Raw genomic sequence first — 20,153 nt, 5'->3', positions numbered from 1 at the left:
TCGTCACCCCGCTCCGGTGTCCGTGCCACTCACCGCGGTGCCCGCGGGCTCGGCCTGGCCGGGCTCGACGAAGCTGTACGGCGGCAGCGGTCCGTTGACCCGCACCTCCAGGTGCGGCATGTCCTTGCGGAGCTGTTCGACCGCGGCCAGGAAGGCCTCGGCCGACTCGCGGTCCACCAGGAACGACACGTTCGCCAGCCAGCCGGTCGACTCGGGGCCGACGCTCGTGTCGTCGGCGGCCGGCTCCAGCGCACGCCGCACCGCGGCACCGTCGTCGGCCTCCTTGGCCTTGACCGCGGCCGCGACCAGCTCGCCGAGCCGGATCTTGTCGTCGTAACTGCCGCCGCCCGCCTGCCGGTTGGCCTCCGCGAGCCCGCGGATGTCGGGGCTCTCGGCCATCACCTGGTGCAGGACGGCCTCTTCGACGTGATTGGCCTTGACGTTGTACTCGACCCGGTTGTCCAGGGCCCGCAGCCGCTCCTTGTAGTGCTCGGCGCGCTCGGCCAGCACCGCCGTGATGGAGTTGTCGTCCGGTGCGACGCTGCCGAACCGCATGGGCAGCACGCAGCCGGCCGCGCCGGCCTCGCTGAGCACGTTCTGGTGGGCCAGCAGGTCCTTGCGCTTGGGCCGCAGGCCCTCGGGTGCCTCACTGACGACGGCCGCCAGGTCGCCCTCCCGCAGAATGCGCACCTCGCGGGGCGGGTCGCCGACGCCGCCCATGCCCTCGGGCAGGGAGGGGTGCGAACTCGCCGCGATGCCGTAGACGTAGGTGCTCACTCCTGCTCCTCCTTACGGCGGGACGTGCTCTTGCGGGCTCGCGGACGCGACTCGGTCTCGCCCTCGCTCCGCGCCTGCTTGAAGGCGTCGGAGATGGTCTCGGCGGCGCCGGACAGCGCCCCCTTCGACTTGCCGCGGGCACCGGACTCGGTCATCTCCCCGACCAGGTCGGGCAGGCCCGGGTCCTTGCGCGGTCCGGCCTCCAGGTCGAGCCGGTTGCACGCCTCGGCGAAACGCAGATAGGTGTCGACGCTGGCGACGACGACGCGGACGTCGATCTTGAGGATCTCGATGCCGACCAGGGAGACACGGACGAACGCGTCGATGACGAGCCCCCTGTCCAGGACAAGCTCGAGCACGTCATAGAGACCGCTGCTGCCGCCTCCGCCGCCGGACTGCTGTGCCGGTACGACAGTCATGCCGGATGTTCCTCCTCGTGTGTGGGTGCGGGTCCGTTCAGGCGGCCTAGCGGCCGCCGGGCCTGCGCGCGTCGGACCGACCGCGTTCGTAGCGGCGGACGCGCCGGTACCCCGTGAGCTGCCCCTCGGCGTCGAGCTCCACCTGATAGCTCGCCATGAGGCTCATCGTGTCGGGCACGCGCTCGAGTTCGAGGACCTCGACCTCCAGCGCCCAGCCCTCCTCCGTCTGCTCGAAGGACGACACGGACTCCGCTTCCATGCCGGTGAGCTCCGCGAGCTGGCCGCGCGCCTGGCGCAGCACCTCCATCGGGCTCGGTCGGCTCTGGCTCTTCTGGTTGTCGTTCGTTCTGCGCGAATTCCGTGAGCTCTGGGGCTTCTGTGAACCCTGTGACTCTTGCGTGTTGTTTGTGTTCGACATGGCCACCTCCCCCTCCGTGTGGCCGCAAGAGTGTTCGCCAAACCTCTACGGACGCATGCATCTACCACCCGACCGGCCCCGGTCGGGTTGCGTCAGCCGCCCAGCGCGTTCAGCCGCCGCCGCGCCGGCCCGAGCGCCCGGCCACGGCCCGGCACGCCCGACCAGGGGTTCGTCCGGGCCTGCTCGACGGCGTCGGCGACCGTCCAGCGCCGGGCGTGCAGCTCCGGGTCGTCCAGCTGGTCCCAGGTGAGGGGGGTGGCCACGGGCGCGCCCGGGCGGGGCCGGACCGTGTAGGGCACGACGGCCGTCTGGGCGTAGGCGTTGCGCTGGATGTCGAGGTAGAGCCGCCCACCGCGCTCCTTCTTGCGTGCCGCCGTGGTGAGCCGGTCGGGGTGCGCGCGGGCTAGGGTGTCGGCGACGTCCCGGGCGAACGCCCGCACGTCGTCGAAGTCGTGCCGCCCGTTCAGCGGCACGATCACGTGCAGCCCGCGCGAGCCGGTGGTCATCAGGGCCGAGGGCAGCTCCAGCTCGTCGAGCAGTTCCCCGAGCAGCCGGGCAGCCCGGCGCACGGCCTCGAAGTCGTCCCCCGCCGGGTCGAGGTCGAAGACCAGCCGGTCGGGGTGGTCCACGGCGTCGGCGCGCGACAGCCAGCGGTGCAGGGTGATGCTCGCCTGGTCGACCAGGTACAGCAGGGTGGCCGTGTCGTCGCAGACGGTGTGGCGGACGGTGCCGCCCTCCTTGGCCACCTCGACCCTGCGGATCCAGTCCGGGTAGTGGTCCGGAGTGTTCTTCTGCATGAACGTCGGGCCGTCGATGCCGTCGGGGTGCCGTTCCAGCATCAGCGGCCGGCCGCGCAGGTGCGGCAGCATGAACGGCGCTACGGCCCGGTGGTAGTCCACCAGATCGCCCTTCGTGTACTCCTTCGCGTCGCCGCCGCCCGGGAAGAGCACCTTGTCCGGCCGGTGCACCTCCACCGTGCGGCGGCCCGCCCGCACCCTGCGCGTGCCGTCGCCGTCGCTCACCGCACGACCGCCTCCTCGACCAGCAGCCGTCCGGCCGCCGCGATGGACTCCGCGTCGATGCCCGAGGCGCGCAGCTGCTCCTCGGGGGACGCCGAACCCGGCATGGTCCGCACGCCGAGCCGGACCAGGCGTGGCACGGGCCGCCCGTCGGTGAAGGCGTCGAGGACCGCGTCGCCGATGCCGCCCTCGGGGTGGTGGTCCTCGACGGTCACCAGGCAGCCGGTCTCCTCGGCGGCCCGGCGCAGGGTGGCCCGGTCGACGGGCTTCACGGAGTACAGATCGATCACCCGCACCGCGATGCCTTCCTGCTCCAGGGCCTCGGCGGCGGCCAGCGCCTCGTGTACGGTGACGCCCGCCGCGACCAGGGTCAGCCGGTCCTGGCCGGAGGAGCGCAGCACCTTGCTGCCGCCGACCGGGAACTCCTCGTCCGGGCCGTAGATCACCGGGCTCTTGCCGCGCGAGGTGCGCAGGTAGCGGACGCCCTCCAGGCCGGCCATCGCGCCGACGAGCCGTGCGGTCTGGTTGGCGTCGCACGGGTACAGCACGGTCGAGCCGTGCACCGCCCGCATCATCGCCAGGTCCTCCAGGCCCATCTGGCTGGGTCCGTCCTGGCCGATGGCGACGCCCGCGTGGGAACCGACGAGGTTGATGCCGGAGCCGCTGACGGACGCCATCCTGATGAAGTCGTACGCGCGGGTGAGGAAGGCCGCGAAGGTGGCGGCGTACGGCACCCAGCCGCGGGAGGCGAGCCCGACCGCCGAGGCCACCAGCTGCTGCTCGGCGATGTAGCACTCGAAGTAGCGGTCGGGGTGCTCCTTGGCGAAGAACTCGGCGCGGGTGGAGTCGCCGACCTCGCCGTCCAGGGCGACGACGTCGCCGCGGCCGGTGCCGAGGGCGGCGAGCGCCTTGCCGAAGGCGTTGCGGGTGGCGACCTCCTCGCCCTTGTCCCACCGCGGCAGTTCGACGTCGCCGGTGTGCACGGAGTGCAGCATGCGGGCGGCGGGCGGCTCCTGCACCCGGACGCGGATGTCGCGAGGGCCGCCGAGTTCGGTGATCGCGTCCTCGGCCTCCGGGAGGGGCTTGCCGTGCAGGCCCTCGCGGTCCTGGACGCCCTCGACGCCCTTGCCCTTGAGGGTGCGGGCGAGGATCGCGGTGGGCTGGCCCTTGGTGGAGGCGGCCTCCGCATAGGCACGGTCGATCGCGTCCACGTCGTGGCCGTCGACCTCGACGGTGTGCCAGTCGAAGGCCTGGAAGCGCCGGGCGTAGGCGTCCAGGTCGTGGCCGTGCCGGGTGGGGCCGCGCTGGCCGAGCCGGTTGACGTCGACGATCACGGTGAGGTTGTCCAGGTGCTCGTACCCGGCGTGCTCGGCGGCCTCCCATACGGATCCCTCGGCCAGTTCGCTGTCGCCGCACAGCACCCAGGTGCGGTAGCCGGTGCGGTCGAGCCGCTTGCCGGCCAGCGCGATGCCGACCCCGACGGGCAGGCCCTGCCCGAGCGAGCCGGTGGCCGTCTCGACCCACGGCAGGCGCTGCGGGGTGGGGTGCCCTTCGAGGCGGCTGCCCAGCTTGCGGAAGGTGAGCAGCTCTTCGTCGTCGATGGCGCCGGCCGCCTTGTACGCGGAGTACAGCAGCGGGGAGGCGTGGCCCTTGGAGAGGACGAAGCGGTCGTTGCCGGGGTGGGCGGGGCGGTCGAAGTCGTAGCGGAGGTGGTTCGCGATCAGGACGGCCATCAGGTCGGCCGCGGACATCGAGGACGTCGGGTGCCCGGAGCCCGCCGCGGCGGCGGCGCGGACACTGTCCACCCGCAGCTGCTGTCCGAGGTCGGTGAGTTCACCGGTGTTCATGAGTCTCCTTTCGTGGAGTCGTCCGGGTCGTCCGGGACGCCCGGGACATCGGTTCGCTTGACGGGGCCGGGCGCGGGGTGGGGTGCCGGGGGCCGCTGCCCGGGGGCGGGTTGGTTCTTCGCGGGCTCACCGCCCGGCTGGTTCCGCACGGGCTCACCGCCCGGCTGGTTCCGCGCGGACTCACCGCCCGGCTGGTTCCTCGCGGGCTCGCCGCCCGGCCGGGGTTCGTCGGCGGCTCGCGCGGCGTCCGGTGCCGGGCGGCCCTTCGCCGTCTCGGGTTCGGTGAGGGGCCGTGCGTGCCCGGGGTTGGGGCCATCGGCGGCGGGGCGGCCCTTCGCCGTCTCGGACTCGGAGCGCGGCTGGGCGTGCGGCCGCGCGGCCCCGGATCCGGGCCGCACCTGCGTCGCCCCGGATCCGGGCCGCCCCTTCGCGGGCTCATCGGGGGGCCGGTACCGGCCCGGCCCGTCACCCCCGTCGTCCATGTCGGCCGCGAACGCCGCCCCCGGCCCGGACCGGGCGCTCGCCTCCTGCCGTCCCCCGGGCCCGCCCGGCACCCGGGCCACCTCGGGCGACGACGTGTCCAAGGGCACCGACCAGGACCGGACGAGCCCCAATTGCACGGCCTGGCGCGGCAGTACGGCGTCCAGCAGCCAGTCGGCCGCGACCCGGACACGGTTGCCGGGCATCGCGGCAAGGTGGTAGCCCCGCGTCACCGCACCCGCCGGTACGCCGGAGAGGGTCACGCCGAGCGGATTGGCGGCGGCCTTCGCCCCGCCCAGGTCGACGACGAAGCCGAGGTCGCGGTGGCGGTAGGGCGTGCGCGCACCGCCGAGGCCGAGCGACGCGGCGACGTTCTCGGCCGCGACCTTGCCGTGCCGCCAGGCGTGCTGCGCGGTCATCGGCGTGTAGCTCCCGGGGTTCTCCAGATCGGGCACCGCGGCCACGTCGCCGCACGCGAACAGCTCCGGCCGCCCGGGTACCCGGAGGTGCGGGTCGACGAGGAGCCGCCCCTTCTCCATGGGCAGCCCGAGGGACTCGACCAGCGGGTCGGGACGCACGCCCACGCACCACACCAGCGTCCGGGTCTCCACGAACTCGCCGTCGGTCAGCAGGACCCCGTCGTGCGTGGCCTCCTGCACGGAGGTCCCCATCCGCACGTCCACGCCCCGCTGCCGCAGCACCCGGTCGGCGGTCGTGGAGAGCCTCGCGTCCATCTCGGGCAGCACGCGGGGCGCCACGTCCAGCAGCATCCAGCGCGGTCGCATCCCCCGCCGCAGCGGGCGCTTGCGCACCTGCGCGTCGGTGTACATCTGCCCGTGCGCGGCGACCTCGGTACCGGTGTACCCCGCCCCGACCACGACGAAGGTGCAGCGCGCGGCGCACGCCTTCGGGTCGTCGGTGGAGGCCGCGAGCTCCACCTGCCGGGTGACGTGGTCGCGCAGGTACAGCGCCTCGGGCAGTCCCCGGAAGCCGTGCGCGTGCTCGGCGACGCCGGGGATGGGCAGCAGCTTGTTGACGCTGCCCGCGGCGAGCACCAGCCGGTCGTACACGAGGGTGCCGTCCTCCCCTTCGGGGCCGGTGTAGTGCACCGTGCGGTCGTCGAGGTCGATGCGCTCGGCCTCGCCCAGCACCAGCCGTACGTCCGGCAGCGTGTCCGAGAGGGAGACGGTGACCCGGCGTGGTTCCAGCACGCCGGCGGCGACCTGGGGCAGCAGGGGCAGGTACAGGAAGTAGTCGGTCGGGTTGAGCAGGGTGATGTGGGCCCGGCCCCGGGTGAGCCGGGACAGGGTGCGGGCCGTGCGGTACCCGGCGAAACCGGCACCGACGATCAGGATGCGGGGTCGACTCACGGTCGCTCGCCTCCGGCGCTGTCGCGTAGCTCGGGAGCCTTCCGCGTCCCCCTGGCCAGGGCACCCAAACGTCGGCGGGGCCCGCCCGCGCGGACGGCGCCGGTTTCCGGCCCCCGGCACGGGTACCCGGTGCGGGATACGGACCGCCGACGTCGCGGAGGCACCCTCCATGCCCGAGTACGGATACTTCCTCTCCTGCGAGCAGTACGGGCCCGCCGAGCTGATCGAGCAGGCGCGGATGGCCGAACAGGCCGGGTTCCAGGCACTGTGGATCTCCGACCACTACCACCCCTGGAACGACGAGCAGGGCCAGAGCCCGTTCGTGTGGTCGGTGATCGGCGCGCTGTCCGAGGCGGTGTCGCTGCCGATCCAGACGGCGGTGACCTGCCCGACCGTGCGCATGCACCCGGCGGTGGTGGCGCACGCCGCGGCGACCAGCGCGGTGATGACGAACAACCGCTTCCGGCTGGGCGTCGGCTCCGGTGAGGCGCTCAACGAGCACATCCTGGGCGACCACTGGCCCCCGGCGCACGTCCGGCTGGAGATGCTGGAGGAGGCCATCCAGGTGATGCGGCGGCTGTTCAGCGGCGAGGAGGTCAATCACCGCGGGCCGCACTACACGGTCGAGAACGCCCGTCTGTACACCGTCCCGGACGAGCCGATCCCGATCGACATCTCCGGCTTCGGTCCCGCCGCGACCCAGCTCGCGTCCCGCGTCGGCGACGGCTACGTCTCCGTCATGCCGGACGAGGCGATGGTGGAGCAGTACCGCAAGGGCGGAGGCGGCGGAAAGCTGGTCAGCGGCGGCACGAAGGTCTGCTACGGCACGGACAAGGAGGAGGCCGTCCGGACCGTCCACCGGCTCTGGGCGAACGAGCAGCTGCCGGGCGAACTGGGGCAGGTACTGCCTTCCCCCAAGCACTTCGAGCAGGCGCAGCAGCTGGTCACCGAGGACATGGTGCGGGAGAACCGGGTGTGCGGCGACGACCTGGACGAGCACGTGGCGGAACTGAAGCAGTTCGCCGACGCGGGCTACGACCGCACCTACGTCAACCAGATCGGCCCGGACCTGCGCGGCTTCTTCGACTTCTACCGCACCAAGGTGCTGCCGCAGCTCCAGCAGACGCTCTGACCCGCCTGCCCGACGAGGCACCGCGGCCCGTAGCGGGCAGAGACGTGCGCCCCTGCGGGTTCAGGGGGTGAAGACCTGCTCGAGACGGTCGACGGCGCCGTCCGCACCCAGGTGGTAGCGGAAGACCAGGCCGCTGTCGGGGTGCGCTTCCAGCCAGTCGAGGAACTCCTGCACGCCGATGGGCTGGTTCTCGGTGCTTGCCACGATGGGGTCGGTGACCGTGACGTACGCGGCCTGGTCCATGGGCAGGTAGGTCTCCTTGCCGACCGTCTCGAACGGCGCTCCGTCGGAATCCGGGCTCCCGCAACCCCAGTTGCCGTGCCGGATGATCAGACTCAGGGACCCGCCTTCGGGTGTGTAGCGGTTCACGGCGATCTCGTCGGGCGAGATCGGCATCTTGTGATCACAGCCGTCGTCCGTGCCACCTGTACCACCGGCTCCCCCGGACGACTCCGGACCAGAGGCCGACGCGGCGGGTTTCGCCGCCGGTACCGGGGGCGGGGACACCGTGGTGTCCGCCGGAGGTGAGATCTTGTCGGCGGGCACCGCCTGGGGGGATGCGGTTCCGCCCGTACCCTGCTCACCCTTGGCCGGTGAGGCGGTCACGGCCGGCGTCGCCGCGCCGCCCGAGCTCCGGGCGTCCGGGGAGCAGCCGGTGAGCGCCACGAGCCCGGCCACGCAGGCGCCCAGGGTCAGCGTCCGGAGCGCGATCGGTCTGCGGCGCCGTCTGATCAGCATGGTGGGTCCCCCGTCGTATGGCAGCGGTCACTCCGCCGCGTCCGCATGAGAGACCATATTCAGCCACGGTTGGCCGATTGCATCGAGCTCAGGGCCGTCTGTTGCGAACCGGTGACCGTACGCAGCTCCGGGTCGCCTCGTGCCGGCCGCTCAGGGCTGCCGGCGGGCCTGTTCGGCGGCCTGGTCGGCGGCCGCGTGTTCCGTCCTGGCGTCGGTGGTGCTCAGACGCCCGCCGCTGCTCTCCAGGTGGGCGCGCACGAACCACTGGAACAGCTCCAGCCCGCGCAACTGCTCGATGAGGATGTCCTGTGTGACCGGGTCGGAGGTCTCCGTCGCTGCCATCGCCTCACGATGGTCCTCGATGAGCCGGGTGTAGACCACGTCGAGAGCGCCCAGGTGCTCGATGGCCTCCGCCCTTCCGATGGAGTAGTCGTCCCAGGTACGGTCGGCGACCAGCGCCCCCGGCGTGCCCTGGGGCACACCGCCGAGCGTGGAGATGCGCTCGGCGAGATCGTCGGTCATGGCCCTCACCTGATCGACCTGCGGGTCGATCATCTCGTGTACCGCGATGAAGTGCGGGCCCACGACGTTCCAGTGGATGTGCTTCAACGTCAGGTGCAGATCGTTCAGCGAGTGCAGCCGCCGCTGGAGCAGTTCGACGATGGTTGAGCTGTCCTCGGCGGACATGCCTGGGACGGTGTACTGGAGCGAGGGCTCAGAAGCCACGGCCGCACCTTTCTTCCGGAGCCGAGAAGGACGTCCCCCGGGCCAGACAACCACCGCGCCCGCGCGGCGGCCCGTCCGAAACGGCCGTACGGATGCCGCCGCGCCGCTACGGGCCGCCTGTCCCGGGCGTCGCGCTGCTTGCCACGCCGGCGATCGACCCGTCGTCGCCTCCGGTCAGGCGCGCCATCGTCCTACGATGCCGATCGTCCGCCGATGCCGCCGCGCCCCTCACGGCTGATGGCGCGCCGCTGCCGCGCTGTGGTCGCGCCCCAGATACCGGCGTCCTCACCCTGCTCGATGGCCCAGGAACGGCAGGCGAGCAGGACACGGCACCGACGGCACACCGCGCGGGCCCGGGCGACCTGGGCATCGGTCTCCCGCTCCACCAGCGGGAAGAAGAGCTCCGGATCCTCGCCCAGACAGGCGGCATCCCGTAGCCATCCGCGAGCGGTGGCCAGGGTCTCGGCGATCTCGGCGATCTCGGCGATCTCGGCGCCGACGGCGGCGCGGTGACGGGTTCTGCGGTCCTCGGGCATGGCACACCTCCGCATGTGCCGGCTGAGCCGGCGGGTGGCTGCGGCATGACGCGGCCGCAGGCCCGGCAGAGGTCGCGCATCCATGCTAAAGGGACGGTGTCCGTCCGCGGAACGCCACGGCTCCCGGTCTTTCCCGGAGGATCCCTCGGCCCTCCCCGCCGCACGGAGCCCGTCAGGCCTGGCGCCGGGCCCCCACCAGCTTGCGTACGGTCAGGGCGGCGGCCGCCGTGGTGAGGGCCGCACCCAGCCGGCTCCGGTTGCGGGACAGCCACTGCTGCGGGCTGTCGTCGGTGGACTCCTCGTCGAAGCGCCCGTGCGCGCCGAAGTCCCGACCGTGCGGCCCGTCCGCCGGGGACCACAGGTTCGCGGGCCCCTCGGGCGCGCCGTCCTCCTGCTGCGCGTCGACGTTGGTGCGCGCCAGGTAGCGGTCGAGCAGCCCGGGGACCACCGCGTTGGCGAGGAGCGTCGCGACGGTGGAGCCGCCCACCCAGTACTCCCGGCGCCGGGCGTGCGACGCGGCGTGCACGATCGCGCGGGCCGCGACCTCCGGCTGGTACACCGGCGCCACGGGCCGGGCCCGCCCCGGCATGCGGTTCAGCACCCAGTCGAACTGCGGGGTGTTGAGGCCCGGCAGCTGCACCATCGTGGTCCGCACCCCGCTGCGCGCGTGCAGCAGCTCGCAGCGCAGCGACTCGTTGAACCCCTGGATCGCGTGCTTGGCACCGCAGTACGCCGACTGCAGCGGAATGCCCCGGTAGGCCAGCGCCGAACCGACCTGCACGATCGTGCCCCGGCCCTGCGGCAGCATGTGCCGCAGGGCCGCCCGGGTGCCGAACACGTAGCCCAGGTAGGTCACTTCGGTCACCCGCCGGAACTCGTCCGGGGCGACGTCCGTGAACGGCCCGAAGACTCCGGTGAAGGCGTTGTTGACCCACACGTCGATGCGGCCGTAGGCGTCGACGACCCGCTGGGCGGCGTCGTCGACGGCCTTGGCGTCGGAAACGTCGACGGGGACGACGAGCGCCTCTCCGCCGGCGCGTTCCACGTCGTCCGCCGCCGCGGCCAGTCCCTCACGCCCGCGGGCCAGCAGGGCGACCCGGTCGCCGCGCGCGGCGAAGGCCCGGACCGTGGCCCGGCCGACTCCGCCGCTGGCTCCGGTCACGACCACCACGCGACCGCGCCTGGTTCCTGCCGTGCGCACCCGGCATCACACCCCGCGGCGGGGCACGTCCGGGGCCTGTGCGGGCCGCGGGGGCACCGGGCCCGGCACCGCACGCGATGCGCCGGCCGCCGCCCGCCGGGCGTCGTCCCCGCCCGGCGCCGTACCGGCGGCGTGCTCCGCACCCGGCCGGTGCGGGCGGGCCATGCCGCGCAGCACGTAGGCCAGGGCGCCCAGGATCACGGCGGTGATCAGCGCGGCGGCCCAGTCGGGCAGGCCCAGGGCGAGGGCCAGCCCCACGGCGAGGGCGAGGGCCGCGCCCGCGTACAGGGCGAGCGCGCCGGACGCGGCGTACAGGGCGGCCTTGCGGCGCTGCCTCCGCGCCTGCTCGCGCAGTTCGTCCCGTACGGTCTCGCGCGCCACCTGTGCCAGCTCGTCGACGAGGTGTTTGTCCAGATGCTCCAGGTGATCCAACGGCTTCATGCCCGCCCGGGTACCCTCGGCCCCCTGCGCGTAACTAGGCTCGGTGGCATGGAGATTCTGGGTGCCACACTGCGTGTCTGCGTCGACGACCTCGAGACCGCGATCCCCTTCTACGAGCGGCTGGCGGGCGGCAGAGCCCAGCGCTTCGAGCGGGGAGGTGTCCAGGTGGCGGCCATCGGCTGCTTCCTGCTGATGAGTGGTCCCCCGGCCGAACTGGAGGTGCTGCGCAAGGTCGCCGCGACGATCGCGGTCACGGATGTCGAGGAGACGCACAAGGTGCTGACCGGCCTCGGCGCCCACATCGTCGCGGGCCCCATCGCCTCACCGGCGGGCCGCAATCTGATCGCCCTGCATCCGGACGGTTCGGTCTACGAGTACGTGGACCGCCAGGCGTAGGCGCCGCCGGGGCTCAGTCGCGTCCCGGGCGGGTGAGCATCTCGGTGGTGATCGCCCAGCGTTCGTGGTCGCGCCAGGCCCCGTCGACGAAGAGCATCTTCGGCGAGAAGCCCTCCAGACGGAATCCGCAGCTTCGGGCCAGGGCGATCGACGCGGCGTTGCCCGGCTGGACGTTGATCTCCAGCCGGTGCAGCCGCATCGGGCCGAAGGCGTACCGCACGACGAGGTCCAGTCCTTCGCGCATCAGCCCCCGGCCGGCGGCGTGCGCGAAGGCGCCGTAGCCCAGCGCCCCGGACTGGAAGCCGCCCTCGACGATGTTGTTGATGTTGATGAACCCGCCGATGGCCCCGTCGTCCTTCTCGCAGACCAGGAAGCCGGCCTTGGCGGGGTCCTCGATCAGGCGGCCCGCGTAGGCGGTGTACGCCTGTGCGGTGGTGGGCGGGAAGAGCCAGGGGTGGTGCAGGTCCTTGCTCTCGCGGGCGCGGGCGGTGAACTCCTCGCCGTCCTCGTGGGTGAAGGGGCGGATGCCCACCCGGGGGCCCTCGGCGAGGTGGCGGGTCGTGTGATGCGGCACCCTGCCACAGTAACCGCGCCGGCTGCCCGCCACCGGTCGTCGCGTCAGGGGCCGACGGCCGGCAGTCGCAGCACCCCCGTCCCGCCCGGCCCGTTGATCACGGTCACCGGCTTGACGCCACGGTTGCCGACGTACGCGTCGTCGCTCGCGGCGATCACGAACCGCAGCCGGTGGCCGGTCCCGTAGCGGTGCACGATGCCGGGCAGCGTGACGGTGAAGCTCTGGGTGACGTCCGGGACGCGCACCGGCGCGACCAGTCGGCGCACCAGGGTCCGGGTGCCGTCGGGGGCGACGTCGTAGAGCTTGGCGAACAGGACCAGCTTGTCGGCCGCGTCGGCGGAGTTCTGGGTGCGTTCGGCCTTCGGGGAGACGACCCGGAGCGTGGCCCGGGGTGCGCCGACGACGTCGAGGGGGCGCTCCAGGGGCTCGCTGGTCCAGGCGAGGTAGGTGCCCTCGGTGTCACGCGGCGGAGGGTCCGGAAGGCCGAGCAGCCCGGCCAGCGAGCTCTCCGAATGGCTGGTGGGGATGAGCCGGTTGCGGTAGGTCCGGCGGCCGTGGGTCACCTCGCGGCGGTCCTCGACGAGGGTGCCGTCGCCGGAGAGGTACAGCGTGCGGCTGAGGCCGGGGAGGTGCCCGGCGGTGGCGTAGGCGCGGTCCGGGTCGGCGATCCAGTCGCGGTGGTAGGCGAAGGCCGGTCCGGTGCCGGTGTGGGGGCGCCGGTGCAGGTACCGGTCGAACCAGGCGAGGACGCGCCGCCCGACGTAACTGGTGTCGAGGTTGCCCCGGGACAGGTCGAGTTCGCCGGCGGTGGGGCCTGAGCTGTGCCCCCAGGACTGCCAGATCATCTTGACGGGGGTGCCCCGGGCCCTGAGCGTGCGGTAGGTCGCGGTCGCCTCGTTGAGGTTGAACAGGGTGTCGGCCTGTCCCTGGACCAGCAGGGTGGGCGTGTCGACGCGGTCGAGGTACGAGGCCGGGGAGACGCGGTGCGCGAAGGCGAGCAGCTCGGCGGTCCGGTCGGCCGGGTAGCTCCCGGAGTTGAGGGTGCGGATGGTCCGGCAGGCGTCGGTGACGAAGTGCAGGCAGGTGAGGGCGTTGACGCGGGACGGGTCCAGGCTGGGCCGGAGCAGTGGCTGCCCCTCACCGATGAGGTAGAAGCCGTTCGTCCACTGCCACTTGAAGACTCCGGGGACGTTGCCGGCGCCGGCGGTGCTGTTGGGGTCGAGCGCGTACGCCAGGTCGTTCCAGGTGATCATGGGGACGAGCGCGTCGAGGCGGTGGTCGACGGCGGCCGTCGCCAGCTGGACCGCGCCGCCGTAGGAGCCGCCGATCATGCCGACGCGCGGGTCGCCGGGGGCGTCGCGGGTGACGAAGTCGGCGGTGGTGCCGTCGTCGGCGGCGCGGGTGCCGCCGAGGAAGTCGACCAGCCGCGAGGCGGCGACGCCGTCGATGGCCGGGTCGTCGAGGGAGATGAGGCAGCCGCTGCCGCCGAATCCGAGCCCGGAGTAGACGAGCGAGACGTAGCCGCGCCGGGCGAAGGCCTTGCCGATGGTGTCGGTGGAGCCGTCCGCCTTGCTGCCGCCGAAGCCGTTCGTGCCGAGCACGGCGGGCGCCGGGTGGTCGCGGTCCACACCCGCGGGGCGGTACAGGTCGGCGTCGACCGTGCAGGCGCGGCCGCCCGCCCGCACGGTGAACGTCAGCGGGGTGACGGTGTAGGCGTCGGCGGCGGTCGCGGGCGGGGTGAGGGCGAGGGGCACGGCCAGGGCGGCGCCCAGAGCGAGAGCGAGGGGTGCGCGGGTTCTGGGCACGCGTCGGGACACTCGGACCTCCACGGTGAGGGCAACCCGGATACCGACCGGTAGGTACCGGCCGGGTTGTCATGGTGTGACACGTGTCAGGAGCCGTCAATCACCGCAACGAAGGTTTCTTGACGGGGTTTCAGAGGCGGCCCGCTCAGCTCAGGGCCGGCCCGTCCAGCGTCAACGTGCCCGCCACGGCGTCCAGTTCGGCCGCGACTCCCAGGGGCATGGTCAGCGCTCCCTCGCCGTGCCCGAACCCGAACTCCTCCACGACCGGGACGCCCAGGCCACCGAGCCGGTCGGCGAGGACCGTACGCAGCTCCTCGTACGGACCGCACCCCGCCCAGGACCCGAGGACGATCCCGGCGACCCCGTCGAGCCATCCGGTGCGCAGGAGTTGGGTGAGATACCGGTCGACGCGGTACGGGCTCTCGGCGATGTCCTCCAGCAGCAACAGCCCGCCCCGCGCCCCGGGGTGGGCGTGCGGGGTGCCGAGGTCGCTCGCGAGCAGGCTCAGGCAGCCGCCGAGCGTGACGCCCCGGGCGCGGCCGGGGACCAGGGCGGTGCCGCCCGGGGAGGGAGCCGCGAGGGTCCGTACGGACTCGGGCTCGAAGAGGGTGGCCCGCAGGTGCTCCTGGGCGCGGGCGTGCTTGAGGAAGTCGACGCCGGCGGCCGCGGGCCCGTACAGGGTGACCAGGCCCAGGCGGGTGGCGAACGCCTGGTGCAGGACGGTGACGTCGCTGAACCCGGCGAACACCTTCGGGCCCGCCGCCCGCATCGCCTCCCAGTCGAGCAGGTCGACCATGCGCTGGGCACCGTACCCGCCCCGGGCGCACAGCACGGCCGCGACGGACGGATCGCACCAGGCGGCCTGGAGGTCGGCGGCGCGCTGCGCGTCCGTACCGGCCAGGTAGGGCAACTCCGCGTGCCGGGCGAGCACATGGGGCGCCGCCACGGGGTCGAGGTCCCAGCCGCGCAGGACGTCCAGCCCGGCCTGGAGCCGTTCCTCGGGCACCGGCCCGCTCGGAGCGACGACGGCGACGCGGGCGCCGGGGGCGAGCCGGGGCGGCCGGACGAGCTGTTTCACTTGGTGAGCTCCAGGGTGGGGACGCCGGGCGGGTCCAGGCGGAACACCTGGGCGTACAGGGAGAGTTCGGCCTCCAGGGCGCGCACCATGGTCTCCGCCCTGCGGAACCCGTGGCCCTCTCCCTCGAAGGCGAGGTAGGCGTGCGGCACCCGCCGGCCGGCCAGCCGGGCCAGGAACCGCTCGCACTGGACGGGCGGGCAGATCACGTCGTCCAGGCCTTGGAGCAGCAGGAACGGCACGGTGAGACGGTCGGCGTGGGCGGCGGGCGAGCGCTCGGCGTACCGGGCGGGCACGTCGGCGAGCGGTCCGATGAGGCTCTCCAGGTACCGTGACTCGAAGTCGTGGGTCTCGCCCGTGCCCCAGCCGGCCAGGTCCAGGATGGGGTACTTGATGGTGCCGCAGGCGTAGACCTCGGTGGTGGTGAGCGAGGCGGCGGCGGTCCAGCCGCCCGCGCTGCCGCCCCGCACGGCGAGCCGGCCCCGGTCGGCGGTGCCCTCGTCGGCGAGGGCCAGGGCCACGGCGGCGCAGTCCTCGACGTCGACCACACCCCACTGCTCGCGCAGCCGCTCGCGGTAGGGGCGGCCGTACCCCGTGGAGCCGCCGTAGTTCACTTCGGCGACGCCGATGCCGCGCGAGGTGAAGTAGGCGATCTCCAGGTCGAGCACGAGGGGCGCGCGGCCGGTGGGCCCGCCGTGCGCCCAGACCACGTAGGGCGGCAGTTCGTCGCCGGGCGCGACGCAGCCGGGGTGGTGCGGGGGGTAGATATGGGCGTGGATGTCGCGCCCGTCGGGGCCGGTGAAGGTGCGGATCTGCGGCTCGGGGTAGTAGGCGGGATCGACGGCGTCGTCGTGTTCGGCGCCGACGACCCGGGCCCGGCCGGTGCGGGCGTCCAGCTCGACGACCTCGTAGGCGCTGCGCGGGCTGGCGCCGACGGCGACGACGCGTTCGCCGTGGGCGGCGAGGGTGGGGGCGAACTCGGTCCAGGGTCCGGCCGCGTCGACGACCTCGCCGGTCTCGGGGTCCAGTACGCCGAGGGCGGTGGCGCCCCGGCCGTGCACGACGGCGATCAGACCGCTCTCCAGCGGCGTGAACCATCTCGATCCCAGCTTCCACAGCGCGCCGCCGAACTCCTCCTCGCGCGGGCACACCGGTTCCCCGTCGAGGTAGAGGTTCCACCAGCCGGTGCGGTCGCTCGCGTGCAGCAGGCGTCCGTCGCGGGTCCAGTCGGCCTGGGCGATCGACTCACCGGGACCGCCGGCCACGGTCCGGGCGCCGCTCAGGGTGCCTTCGGGGGTGACGTCGGCAAGGAGCAGGTCGGTGCCGTCCCAGGGCATGTGCGGATGGTCCCAGGCCAGCCAGGCGGCCCGGCGCCCGTCGGGCGAGAGCTTCGGCCCGGTCACGAACCGGTGCCGGGCGCCGGTGAGTTCCCGTACGGCGTCCCGGTCCCCGGCGGCGGATCCGTCCAGGGGGACGGCGGCCAGGACGCGGCGTACGTCGGTGGGCCCGTCCCCGGTGAACTCCTCCAGCACGCACCACACTTCGCCCCGCTCGGGCAGCGGCAGCGGCTCGGCCCAGCGCAGTCCCTCGCCGACCGGGGACACGGGGGTGAGAGGGCGGGGTTCGCCGCCGGGCTCGCAGCGGTACAGCCGCTGGTCGGCGAAGTTCACGAACACCACGAGCGGTCCGCTGTCGCCGTCGAGGGCGGCCCACGGGTGCCCGCCGTACTCGATGACCCGGCTGCGTACGTTCCACGGCGCGGGCAGCAGTGACTCCTCCCGGCCGTCGGCGTGCCGTCGCACCAGGGTGCGGCGTCCGCCCTCGGCGGGGCGCGGCTCGGTCCACCACACCTCGTCGCCGACGAAGCCCACGTACTCCGGGTGCCCGTCGTGCGCGGCGGTCAGGGCCGCGTCGATGGGCGAGGGCCACGCCCCGTAGGCCAGCGTCCGCACCGTCTCCCCCACTCTCCTAGGCCGTCCGCAGGAACCGGTCGAGCACGCGGACACCGAAGTGCAGCGCCTCGACCGGTACCCGCTCGTCGACCCCGTGGAACATGGCCGCGTAGTCGTAGCCGTCCGGCAGCTTCAGCGGGGTGAAACCGTAGCCGGTCACGCCGAGACGGGAGAACTGCTTGGCGTCGGTGCCACCGGACATGCAGAACGGCACGACGTGGCCCTCGGGCGCGAACTCCTCGATGGCCGCCCGCATCCCCGCGAAGGTCGCCGAGTCCACCGGCGACTCCAGGGCGACCTCGCGGTGGCTGAACTCCCAGTCCACGTCCGGCCCGGTGAGCCGGTCGAGGGTGCTGCGGAACTCCTCCTCGCCACCGGGCATGTACCGGCCGTCCACGTGGGCCACGGCCTCGCCCGGAATGACGTTCACCTTGTAACCGGCGTCCAGCATGGTCGGGTTGGTGCTGTTGCGCAGGGTCGGCTCGACGAGCTTCGCGGCCGGACCGAGCTTCTCCAGCAGTGCGTCCACGTCGGTGAGGTCGCTCTCGATGCCGTAGAGCGCGGCGAGTTCGGTGAGGGCGGCGCGCACGGTCGGGGTCAGCCTGAGCGGCCACTCGTGCGCGCCGATCCGCGCGACCGCGCCCGCGAGGCGGGTCACGGCGTTGTCGCGGTTGACCTTGGAGCCGTGCCCGGCGCGCCCGCGGGCGGTGAGCTTCAGCCAGGCGGTGCCGCGTTCCCCGGCCGCGATCGGGTAGATCTGCCGCCCGTTGCCGTCGTGGAAGGTGAAGGCGCCCGACTCGCTGATGCCTTCGGTGCAGCCCTCGAACAGGCCGGGGTGCCGGTCGGCGAGGAACCCGGAGCCGTCCTCGGCGCTGGCCTCCTCGTCGGCGGTGAACGCGATGACGACGTCCCGGCGGGGCCGGACACCCTGCCGTGCCCAGCCGCGCACGACGGCCAGGATCATCGCGTCCATGTTCTTCATGTCGACGGCGCCGCGCCCCCAGACGACCCCGTCGCGGATCTCCCCGGAGAACGGGTGCACGCTCCAGTCGGCGGCGGCCGCGGGCACGACGTCCAGGTGCCCGTGGAGCAGCAGGGCGCCGGCCGAGGGGTCGGTGCCCTCGATCCGGGCGACGACGTTGGTCCGCCCCTCGGTGCGCTCCAGCAGGGTCGGTTCGATCCCGGCGTCGGCGAGCCGTGCGGCGGCGTACTCGGCGGCGGGCCTCTCCCGGCAGTCGCCCCCGCCCCGGTTGGTGGTGTCGATCCGGATGAGGTCGGACGTGTACGTCACGACCTCGTCCAGCGCCTGCCCGTCCACCTGCTCAGCCATACTGCTCCTCCACCGCGGCCGAGACGATCGTGGTGACCGCCTTGAAGGCGCGGATGCCCTCGTACATGGTCCCGCTCGTGTACGCCACCTTGCGCTCCCCGATCCGTTCCACACCCGGGACGACGGTGGCGGCCATCGCCAGGTGCTCCGCGTCGAACTCCACGGCCACCGTGAACGGGCCGCCGTGCACGGGTTCGTGACGCACCGCCAGGGCGGCGGCCTCCTTGGCCGCCGCCCGGATGTCGGCCGCGGTGCGACCGGGTGTGCGGCACACGGCCGCGTAGCGCGACACATGGTCCTTGACCGCCACCTTCAGCGCCTCGGGCGCGTACCCGAGCGCGTCCTCGCAGGCGACGTCGTCCCCGGTGACCAGCACGACCGGCACGCCGTACTCGGCGACGACATGGGCGTTGAGCAGCCCCTCGCTCGCCCGTACGTCGTTCAGCCACACGCCCGTGATGGAGTTGGCGAGGTAGGTGTGCGCGAGGACGCCCTCCATGCCGGCGCCCGCGTGGTAGCCGACGAAGGCGATGCCGTCGACGTCGCCGTGCTGCACGCCCTCCACCATGGACAAAGTCTTGTGCCGGCCGGTGAGCAGCCGGGCGCGGTCGTCGAGCTGCTCCAGCAGCAGGTTGCGCATCGACCAGTGCGCCTCGTTGATGATCACCTCGTCGGCGCCGCCGTCGTGGAACCCCAGCACGGCGGCGTTGACGTCGGAGGTGAACAGGGAACGGCAGCGCTCCCACTGCGAGGCGCCCGGCACGACGTCGTCGGGCCAGGTGACGCCGGTGGCGCCCTCCATGTCGGCGCTGATGAGGATTCTCATGAGGAGCCGTCCGAGGCGGAGATGTTCATGGTTCGTCACGTTACGCGCTGCGGGCGGAACGGGCTACGAACCGCTCACCGACGGATCGGCAGGTCGGCGAGGAACGCGGTGCGGCGGGTCGGCCGGGGGGCGGTGGTCACGGGCCGAGTAGCGCTGCCGCAGCTTCGCGAGGAAGCCGCTGCGGGCGCTGCGGCGACGCGGCTCGCCCGGGCGTCCGTCCCCGTCCGTTGCCGTCCATCCCCGCCCGTCCCCGTCCGTCGCCATCCGTCTCAGGCCGTGCGCCCGGCCACCAGCCAGGTGGACGGCAGCTCGATGCGGGTGCCGTCGGGGCGGTACTCCGTGGTCCGCAGGGGCAGGCGACCGCTCGCCAGCACCGTCAGACCGGCCGAGCCCAGATACTCGGGCACGGCCTCGTCCGACACCTCCCCGGGCGCGATGCCGTGCCGGAGGACCGGCGCGAGCTTGGGCGGCGGACCCTCGGGGCCGCCGGCCAGGCCCGCCAGCACCTGCTTGGCGGCACCCGAGAGCTCCACCAGACAGGCACGGCCGCGCTCGCCGACCAGCGTGGCGATCCCGTCGACGAGGGCCTGCCGGTCCTCGGGCTCGCACTGGTGCAGGACACCCCGCAGGTAGACGTTGGCGTCGCCGAGCTCGGCGTGCAGCGCCTGCGTCTCCTCCTTCGCGGCGGCGTCCAGCTGCCGGTAGGCGGCCTGCCCCGCCGGGTCGGCCTGCCGGGCGTGCTCCAGGGCCGCGGCGGACAGATCGACGCCGAGGACGTGCGGGAAGCGGTCGGCGAGGTAGCGGGTCTGGGTGCCGTTGCCGCAGCCGAGATCCACCAACGGCAGTGCGGGATCGGCCAGATACGGCTCGAACAGGGCGAGGTGCGGGCTCGCGGTCAGGACCGGTTCCGCGTCCCAGAACACCGCCCCGGGCTCGGCGGGCGCCTCACGCCAGAACCCCTCCCAGGCTTCCCGGTACCTGCTCGTCACGCTCATGGCCCACTCCCCGGGGGTGCGAACGAATCCCGCCACACGACGGGCGAGTACGGTGTACCGCGCCCGCGCCGCGAGGACAAGAACGCGGGTGCGGCG

20 protein-coding genes are annotated in these 20,153 nt (G+C 73.4%); 2 read left to right on the top strand and 18 right to left on the bottom strand.

The features are described from left to right. Nucleotides 1-3: 3 nt before the first annotated feature. The 6 genes from ACFV20_RS32320 to ACFV20_RS32295 form a co-directional block, all read right to left on the bottom strand. On the bottom strand, nucleotides 4-777 hold the full coding sequence (locus ACFV20_RS32320) for a GvpL/GvpF family gas vesicle protein (RefSeq protein ID WP_385663312.1): 774 nt from the start codon (nucleotides 775-777) through the stop codon (nucleotides 4-6). Beyond that, the gene (locus tag ACFV20_RS32315; protein WP_351640666.1) at nucleotides 774-1,196 is read right to left on the bottom strand and encodes a gas vesicle structural protein GvpA; all 423 of its coding nucleotides are present in this window, start codon (nucleotides 1,194-1,196) and stop codon (nucleotides 774-776) included. The genes ACFV20_RS32320 and ACFV20_RS32315 overlap by 4 nt, the downstream gene beginning before the upstream one ends. Nucleotides 1,197-1,242: 46 nt before the next feature. Then, nucleotides 1,243-1,614, bottom strand: a complete 372-nt coding sequence (locus ACFV20_RS32310; RefSeq protein ID WP_385663308.1) for a gas vesicle protein — start codon at nucleotides 1,612-1,614, stop codon at nucleotides 1,243-1,245. Nucleotides 1,615-1,706: 92 nt separating this feature from the next. After that, complete coding sequence (gene ligD / locus ACFV20_RS32305) at nucleotides 1,707-2,636, bottom strand: non-homologous end-joining DNA ligase (protein ID WP_385663306.1); 930 nt, start codon at nucleotides 2,634-2,636, stop codon at nucleotides 1,707-1,709. Next, nucleotides 2,633-4,480: a transketolase gene (locus ACFV20_RS32300; RefSeq protein WP_385663303.1), complete on the bottom strand. Its 1,848-nt coding sequence runs from the start codon at nucleotides 4,478-4,480 to the stop codon at nucleotides 2,633-2,635. The genes ligD and ACFV20_RS32300 overlap by 4 nt, the downstream gene beginning before the upstream one ends. Further along, nucleotides 4,477-6,330: an FAD-dependent oxidoreductase gene (locus ACFV20_RS32295; protein WP_385663301.1), complete on the bottom strand. Its 1,854-nt coding sequence runs from the start codon at nucleotides 6,328-6,330 to the stop codon at nucleotides 4,477-4,479. The genes ACFV20_RS32300 and ACFV20_RS32295 overlap by 4 nt, the downstream gene beginning before the upstream one ends. A gap of 169 nt (nucleotides 6,331-6,499) precedes the next feature. Between ACFV20_RS32295 and ACFV20_RS32290 the strand changes: the two genes are divergently transcribed. Further along, a complete protein-coding gene (locus ACFV20_RS32290) occupies nucleotides 6,500-7,462 on the top strand; it encodes a TIGR03557 family F420-dependent LLM class oxidoreductase (RefSeq protein ID WP_385663298.1) in 963 nt (320 codons plus the stop codon). Between the two features lie 60 nt (nucleotides 7,463-7,522). Here the strand turns inward: ACFV20_RS32290 and ACFV20_RS32285 are convergent, their stop codons facing one another. From ACFV20_RS32285 to ACFV20_RS32265, 5 genes are all read right to left on the bottom strand, one after another. Next, nucleotides 7,523-8,200, bottom strand: coding sequence for a hypothetical protein (locus ACFV20_RS32285; protein WP_385663295.1), 678 nt, complete (start codon nucleotides 8,198-8,200; stop codon nucleotides 7,523-7,525). 150 nt (nucleotides 8,201-8,350) lie between these two features. Beyond that, entirely contained in the window at nucleotides 8,351-8,887 is a 537-nt protein-coding gene (locus ACFV20_RS32280) for a Dps family protein (protein WP_385663384.1), read from the bottom strand. A 230-nt stretch (nucleotides 8,888-9,117) separates the two neighbouring features. Then, nucleotides 9,118-9,462 carry a WhiB family transcriptional regulator gene (locus tag ACFV20_RS32275; RefSeq protein WP_385663292.1) on the bottom strand — a complete coding sequence of 115 codons (345 nt, stop codon included), beginning with the start codon at nucleotides 9,460-9,462 and terminating at the stop codon, nucleotides 9,118-9,120. Between the two features lie 172 nt (nucleotides 9,463-9,634). Continuing rightward, nucleotides 9,635-10,630 (bottom strand): SDR family oxidoreductase, encoded by a 996-nt coding sequence (locus ACFV20_RS32270; RefSeq protein ID WP_385663381.1) that lies wholly within the window; start codon nucleotides 10,628-10,630, stop codon nucleotides 9,635-9,637. Nucleotides 10,631-10,669: 39 nt separating this feature from the next. Then, entirely contained in the window at nucleotides 10,670-11,104 is a 435-nt protein-coding gene (locus ACFV20_RS32265; RefSeq protein ID WP_385663289.1) for a phage holin family protein, read from the bottom strand. Nucleotides 11,105-11,152: 48 nt separating this feature from the next. Between ACFV20_RS32265 and ACFV20_RS32260 the strand changes: the two genes are divergently transcribed. After that, the gene (locus ACFV20_RS32260) at nucleotides 11,153-11,500 is read left to right on the top strand and encodes a VOC family protein (RefSeq protein WP_107453794.1); all 348 of its coding nucleotides are present in this window, start codon (nucleotides 11,153-11,155) and stop codon (nucleotides 11,498-11,500) included. A 13-nt stretch (nucleotides 11,501-11,513) separates the two neighbouring features. Here the strand turns inward: ACFV20_RS32260 and ACFV20_RS32255 are convergent, their stop codons facing one another. The 7 genes from ACFV20_RS32255 to ACFV20_RS32225 all read right to left on the bottom strand — a co-directional run bounded on the left by ACFV20_RS32255 (nucleotide 11,514) and on the right by ACFV20_RS32225 (nucleotide 20,057). Beyond that, nucleotides 11,514-12,074 (bottom strand): GNAT family N-acetyltransferase, encoded by a 561-nt coding sequence (locus tag ACFV20_RS32255; protein WP_385663284.1) that lies wholly within the window; start codon nucleotides 12,072-12,074, stop codon nucleotides 11,514-11,516. Nucleotides 12,075-12,118: 44 nt separating this feature from the next. After that, nucleotides 12,119-13,903 (bottom strand): CocE/NonD family hydrolase, encoded by a 1,785-nt coding sequence (locus ACFV20_RS32250; RefSeq protein WP_385663281.1) that lies wholly within the window; start codon nucleotides 13,901-13,903, stop codon nucleotides 12,119-12,121. A gap of 121 nt (nucleotides 13,904-14,024) precedes the next feature. After that, nucleotides 14,025-14,957 (bottom strand): LD-carboxypeptidase, encoded by a 933-nt coding sequence (locus ACFV20_RS32245; RefSeq protein WP_385663278.1) that lies wholly within the window; start codon nucleotides 14,955-14,957, stop codon nucleotides 14,025-14,027. Next, entirely contained in the window at nucleotides 14,954-16,918 is a 1,965-nt protein-coding gene (locus ACFV20_RS32240) for a S9 family peptidase (protein WP_385663276.1), read from the bottom strand. The genes ACFV20_RS32245 and ACFV20_RS32240 overlap by 4 nt, the downstream gene beginning before the upstream one ends. 4 nt (nucleotides 16,919-16,922) lie before the next feature. Further along, nucleotides 16,923-18,236: a M20/M25/M40 family metallo-hydrolase gene (locus ACFV20_RS32235; RefSeq protein WP_385663273.1), complete on the bottom strand. Its 1,314-nt coding sequence runs from the start codon at nucleotides 18,234-18,236 to the stop codon at nucleotides 16,923-16,925. Continuing rightward, nucleotides 18,229-19,062 (bottom strand): M55 family metallopeptidase, encoded by an 834-nt coding sequence (locus tag ACFV20_RS32230; protein WP_385663270.1) that lies wholly within the window; start codon nucleotides 19,060-19,062, stop codon nucleotides 18,229-18,231. The genes ACFV20_RS32235 and ACFV20_RS32230 overlap by 8 nt, the downstream gene beginning before the upstream one ends. Before the next feature lie 269 nt (nucleotides 19,063-19,331). Then, nucleotides 19,332-20,057, bottom strand: coding sequence for a class I SAM-dependent methyltransferase (locus tag ACFV20_RS32225; RefSeq protein ID WP_385663267.1), 726 nt, complete (start codon nucleotides 20,055-20,057; stop codon nucleotides 19,332-19,334). Between the last annotated feature and the right edge of the window lie 96 nt (nucleotides 20,058-20,153).

Source organism: Streptomyces sp. NPDC059696, from assembly GCF_042733745.1.
GTDB lineage: Bacteria > Actinomycetota > Actinomycetes > Streptomycetales > Streptomycetaceae > Streptomyces.
The sequence above is the reverse complement of the archived record's forward strand: the minus strand, read 5'-3'. Positions and strand labels throughout refer to the sequence as shown.